Origin of the sequence: Rhizobium sp. BR 362, assembly GCF_036528765.1 — a bacterium.
Lineage (GTDB): Bacteria > Pseudomonadota > Alphaproteobacteria > Rhizobiales > Rhizobiaceae > Rhizobium.
Genome location: NZ_JARWGH010000083.1, coordinates 1 through 2,595, shown reverse-complemented (window position 1 = coordinate 2,595; position 2,595 = coordinate 1). Strand labels below are relative to the sequence as shown.

The 2,595-nt window shown below is 59.3% G+C and carries 1 protein-coding gene and 2 pseudogenes; all 3 read right to left on the bottom strand.

Annotated elements, in window-relative coordinates; all coding sequences use genetic code 11:
- A partial coding sequence (gene tnpC, locus QDY28_RS30765) for an IS66 family transposase (protein ID WP_331384846.1) occupies window positions 1-1,694 on the bottom strand: 1,694 nt, incomplete at its 3' end.
- Between the two features lie 45 nt (window positions 1,695-1,739).
- Window positions 1,740-2,051 (bottom strand): annotated as a pseudogene (gene tnpB, locus QDY28_RS30760) (IS66 family insertion sequence element accessory protein TnpB); the annotation flags it as partial.
- Between the two features lie 38 nt (window positions 2,052-2,089).
- Window positions 2,090-2,534: pseudogene (gene tnpA, locus QDY28_RS30755) on the bottom strand (IS66-like element accessory protein TnpA).
- Window positions 2,535-2,595 lie beyond the last annotated feature (61 nt).

The window sequence follows — 2,595 nt, the reverse complement described above, 5'->3', positions numbered from 1 at the left end:
GCCGCCGCCGCAATAGCGGTCTTTTGGGCCTTCCATTCCCATGGGAGGAGTTCGTGCAGGCGGGAGACGGGAAGATCGGCGATGCGGGCAAAGACATCGGCAAGCCAGACCTTTGGGTCGACATCATTAAGCCGGCATGTGGTAATGACGGTCAGCATGACGGCGGCACGCTCGGCCCCACGCTGGGAACCGGCGAAGCTCCAGTTTTTTCTTCCTAACGCCACACCGCGCAACGCTCTTTCCGCCGCATTGTTCGTAAGACAGACCCTTCCGTCTTCGAGGAAGAGGGCAAAGCCCTCCCAGCGCTTGAGCATGTAATCGATCGGCTCGATGACCTCGGACGATCTGCTGAGCGTGGCACGTTCCTTCGTCAACCATTTGTGCATGTCGTCGAACAGCGGCTTGCTCTTCTCCTGGCGTACCGCCAGTCGCTCTTCGGCGCTCAAACCGTTGATCTGGCGCTCGATCTCGAACAACTCGTCATAGCGCTTGACGGCTTCCAATGCGATCGGTGAGATCGGCTTGCCTTTGCGCTTATGATCCCGAGCATTCTTCTGGATATCGGCCAGTGCAAAGAATTTCCGACGCGAATGGGCGTGGCAAAAGGCAAAGGTGATTGGAACCGTCTTTGTCTCGRCGACAGCGAGCGGCTCGAAGCCATTGTAGCAGTCGCTCTGTAGAATGCCGCCATACTCGGCCAGGTGTTTTTGCGGATGTTCGCCGCGCCGGTCACTCGACGCATAATAGATCGCCGCCGGCGCAGCCGTTCCCCCGAACGGCTGATCGTCCCGGACGTAGCTCCATATTCGCCCGGTTATGCATTTGCCCTTGGCCTGGATCGGGATGGTCGTGTCGTCACCATGCAATCGCTCGGCTGCGAAGACATGCTTCTCGATCAGGTCGTAGAYCGGCATGATGGCCGCCGTTCCAAATCCGACCTGATCGGCCAGCGTCGAGGTCGACAGGTCTATGCCCTCACATTTGAACCTTGTGCTTTGGCGGTTCAGCGGACTGTGCATCCCAAATTTGTCGAAGACGATCGTCGCCAACAGATGAGGACCGATGAAGCCGCGCGGCGTGGCATGGAACGGTGCTGGCGCCTGGCTGATCGCCTCGCAATCACGGCAGGTAAATTTTTCCCGAACCGTCTCTATCACCTTGAAGCGGCGCGGTATCTCCTCCAGCGTCTCGTTAACATCCTCACCCAGCTTCGACAGGCGCGACCCGCCGCAACAAGCACAGACGGTCGGGGGATCGATCACCACGCGCTCACGCTCGGCATCCTCCGGCCAGGGTTTGCGCACCGGCCGTTTGCGTGTGAACGAACGCACGCTCGACGTTCTGGCGGCAGCAGCCTGGGCCGCCACTTCATCCTCCGTCGCSGCCAKCACGAGTTCTTCGAGCTGTAATTCCATCTGGTCGATCAGACGYGCCGTGCGCTCGGATCTCTGACCGCGCAGTTCGCGCCGGAGCTTTTCGATCGCCAGTTCCAGACTGACGATCAGCGCCTCGCTGTCCGACAGCATGGCCTGGGCATTGGCGGCTTGCGCCACCGCGATGTCCCGCTCGGTGACGACGGTGTCGCGCTCGGCTGCAACAACATCGCGTTCAGCCTGCAGCGTCGCACGCTCGGAAAGCAGCGCCAGATAGGCGCTCGCAAGGTCCGCAGGAAGATCCACAGGCTTCGGGGTCATGAAGCCATTCGATCAGATTCACTCAATATTTTCAATATAATAATGCTATCCGACCCGTGTCGGACGCCATGTTTCCTGAGGGGCTCGCCAGTCAATTCCGGACAATAAATAAGAAAGCTGCGCCGGTGAGATCGCAACTGCGCCGCCCTCCACATTCGGCCAGATAAACCGGCCCTTCTCCAGCCGGCGGGTAAAAAGGCAGGCGGCCAAACCATCGTGCCAGATGATCTTCAAAATATTCGATCTGCGCCCCCTGAAGACGAAGAGATGCCCCGACAAAGGGTCATGCTTCAGAATCTCCTGCACCCGAAGCGCCAGAGAGGGAAACCCGCAGCGCATGTCCGTATGCCCCGTCGAAAGCCAGACCTTGACCCCTGTTCCCATCGGAAACGGATTCACCGCAAAGTCTCCAGCCCACGCATGATCCGAAGCAGCGCCGTCGACATCGCGGTCCACGATCACACGGCGACCATTCGCGCTGACAACCTCCATAAGGCTACCTTGTGCCTTCAACCGCTTGGCCGCAGGCGCAGCGACCGGGATGACTGGCTCAGGAACCAACAGCGCCGGAATAAACCCTTCACTCCCCCGACCATTGCCGAGCCGTCCCTCGCGAGCTGCCTTTCGCCAATCGTTCAACTGAAAGCGTGTGATGCCATGGCGGCGTGCCGTTGCCGAAACCTGCCGGGGAGCGGAATAACTCTCCGCCACGATAGCAAGTTTGGCTTCTTTGCTGAAACGGCGACGTCGTCCGCTATCGACAATCTCCATCCGGCTGACTTGCGGCCGGCTCTCTATCGTTAAATCCACGGTTCTCACACTGTCTATATCAACGTCCATATAGACAGATCATCCAACTCGCCTCACTTCTCAGCAAGGCGGCCCTCCTCGGATGCGTACG